This is a genomic window from Streptomyces calidiresistens (assembly GCF_014141525.1).
Taxonomy (GTDB): Bacteria; Actinomycetota; Actinomycetes; order Streptomycetales; family Streptomycetaceae; genus Streptomyces; species Streptomyces calidiresistens.
Genome location: NZ_VKHS01000779.1, coordinates 1 through 2,487, shown reverse-complemented (window position 1 = coordinate 2,487; position 2,487 = coordinate 1). Strand labels below are relative to the sequence as shown.

The following is a 2,487-nucleotide window of genomic DNA, read 5'->3' as shown; positions in this document are numbered from 1 at the left end:
GGACGGGGTCGGGCGCGGCTCAGGGGCGGTCGATGTGCACGTTGGTGGCCTTGACCCGGGCGGTGGCCTCGGCGCCGACCTCCAGCCCCAGTTCCTCCACCGCCTCCCGGGTCACCAGGGACACCAGCCGGTGCGGCCCGGCCTGGATCTCCACCTGCGCCACCACGTCCCCGAGGGTGATCGCGGTGACGATGCCGGGGAAGGCGTTGCGGGCCGAGGTCCGGGGCGCCCCGTCCTGCCCGCCGTCCCCGTCCCCGTCGTCCCGGGCGAGGTCGGCGCAGAAGGCGGCCAGCACCGGCCCCTCCACCACCCGCCGGCCGTGCTCGTCCCGCCGGGTGGCCAGCCGTCCCGCGTCGGCCCAGCGCCGGACGGTGTCCGGGCTGACCCCCAGGAGCGCGGCGGCCCGCCCGATGGTGTAGGTGCGCATGTGCGGCACGCTATGCCGTGTGCGGCGGTATGTGCAAGGAAATCACGGGTGAACGGCTCGCATCCGCGGCTTCACCGCCCGGCGTTCCCGGGATGTTCGGCCGGGGCGGGCAGCAGCCGGGGCACCACCCGCACGAGGACCACCATGCCCACCACCTCCACCAGCGTCTGCGCCACCATCACCACCGGCGCGACCGCCCCCCGCTCGTCGGGGAGGGCCAGCGCCAGGGGCAGCAGCACCAGGCCGTTGCGGGTGGCGCCGGTGAAGACCACCGCCCGGCCCTCCGCCGTCGGCAACCGGAACCCCCGGGCCACCGCCCGCCCGGCCCATGCCATCACGAGGAGGAAGGCGACGAAGAAGGGCACCGTCGGCACCACCTCGCCCAGCCGGCCGTCGAGCTTCGGCAGCTGGGAGGCGACCACGGTGAGCAGGACCGCCGCCATCAGCGGCACCATCGCCGCCCCCGTCCCCTCCGCGACCAGCCGCCCGACCCGGAGTCGACGGGCCGCCGCCTGCGTGAGCCACGCCAGCGCCAGCGGCAGCGCGATCAGCCACAGGAAGGCGTGCAGGAAGGGCCCGGGCTCGATCACCTCCGCCAGTTCGGGGCCGAGGAAGAGCGCCAGGAGCGGCGGCAGCAGCGCCATCTGCGCGAGCAGCAACAGGGGGGTGGCGGCGAGCAGGCGGTCCGCGCTCCCGCCGGCCAGTCGGCTGAAGACGATCACGTAGTCCACGCAGGGCGCGAGCAGCACCAGCAGCACACCCAGCCGCAGCGCCGGATCACCGGGCATCAACGGGAACATCGCGGCCACCACCGGCGGCACCACGACGAAGTTCACCACCAGCACCGCGAGCAGGAACCGCCCCGCCCGCAGCGAACGCCCCAACCCCGCGATCGGCACCTGGAGGAAGGTGGCGTACAGCAGGGCCCCGAGAACCGGCGCCACCACCGCCTCCAGGGCCCCGCCCGCGCCGGGCGCGAACAGTCCGCACAGGGTGCCGGCGCCGATCGCCCCCACGTAGCAGGGCACCTGCCGGCGCTCCATCCACGCCACGGGGGACTGCGACACGGCGGTGGTCTCCTTCGGGCCCGGGCTCCCGGGGAGCCGTGGGGGTGCCCGGGGTGCGTGCCGGGCGTGGTCCGTCCCGACCGTAACCGTTCCCGCCCGTCCCGCCGTGCCCGGGACCGGGCCCGGACGGCCGGCGCCCGTGGCCGACCGGCGTCAGCCGAGGGCGTCGGCGGCCCGCCGCAGGGCCACCCCGGCGCCGCCGAGCAACGGGTCGCCGTGGCCGAAGCAGACCGTCTCGACCTCCAGGCCCGCCAACCGCCGGAAGGACTCCGTCGCCCGGGTCCGGTCGGCGTGGAACACACCGGGGATCACCCCGCCGTTCGCGCCGGCCGCCGCGTCGCCGGTGAAGAGCACGCCGGGGCCCGGCAGGTGGAGGGCGATGCTGCCGTCGGTGTGGCCGGGCGCCTCCACCACCACGGCCCCGCCCGCGATGTCCAGTTCGTCGCCGTCCCCCACCTCCCGGTGCACGGGGGCGGGCGGAGCCGTGGGCGGGTGCGGCACCCCGTCGTACAGGGCCCGCTCCCACTCCGGCGCCCCGTCCATGTCCGGTTCCGGGCCGGTCGCCTCGCCCCGGATGACGGGGGCCTCCAGCCGGTGGGCCACCACCGTCACCCCGTCCCGGCCGGCGAGTTCCGCGGCCCCGCCGGCGTGGTCGGCGTGGAAGTGGGTCAGGACCACGGTGCGCAGTTCCCCCGGATCCCAGCCGAGGCGTTCGATCGCCTCGACGATCGCTTCCCCGGAGCCGGGCGACCCGGTGTCGATCAGCGTCAGCGCGCCGGGGTCCCGCCACAGGTAGGCGTGTCCGACCTCCATCCGCAGTTGGTAGAGGTTCGGCGCGAGCACGACGGTCTCCATGGGGGCGACGCTACGCCCGCCGGTCCCCGCTGTCCCCGTTTTCCGCCGACGGCGCACCCACGGGGGACCGGCGCCCGGACACCGTTCCCCGCGCGGGGGCGCTTTTCGGCCGCGCGCCCCGGGCCCGGGCGCCGGGGG

At 76.6% G+C, this 2,487-nt stretch carries 3 protein-coding genes; all 3 read right to left on the bottom strand.

Going from position 1 to position 2,487, the window contains the following annotated elements:
• Positions 1–19: 19 nt before the first annotated feature.
• Positions 20–427 (bottom strand): TOBE domain-containing protein, encoded by a 408-nt coding sequence (locus FOE67_RS22645; RefSeq protein ID WP_182666694.1) that lies wholly within the window; start codon positions 425–427, stop codon positions 20–22.
• A gap of 71 nt (positions 428–498) precedes the next feature.
• Complete coding sequence (locus FOE67_RS22640; RefSeq protein ID WP_438874285.1) at positions 499–1,494, bottom strand: arsenic resistance protein; 996 nt, start codon at positions 1,492–1,494, stop codon at positions 499–501.
• Between the two features lie 153 nt (positions 1,495–1,647).
• Positions 1,648–2,349: an MBL fold metallo-hydrolase gene (locus FOE67_RS22635; RefSeq protein ID WP_182666693.1), complete on the bottom strand. Its 702-nt coding sequence runs from the start codon at positions 2,347–2,349 to the stop codon at positions 1,648–1,650.
• Positions 2,350–2,487 lie beyond the last annotated feature (138 nt).

Excerpts from the sequence above, each read along its gene's own strand:
- FOE67_RS22645 (WP_182666694.1), bottom strand. The coding sequence starts at position 427 with ATGCGCACCTACACCATCGGGCGGGCCGCCGCGCTCCTGGGGGTCAGC.
- FOE67_RS22635 (WP_182666693.1), bottom strand. The coding sequence starts at position 2,349 with ATGGAGACCGTCGTGCTCGCGCCGAACCTCTACCAACTGCGGATGGAG.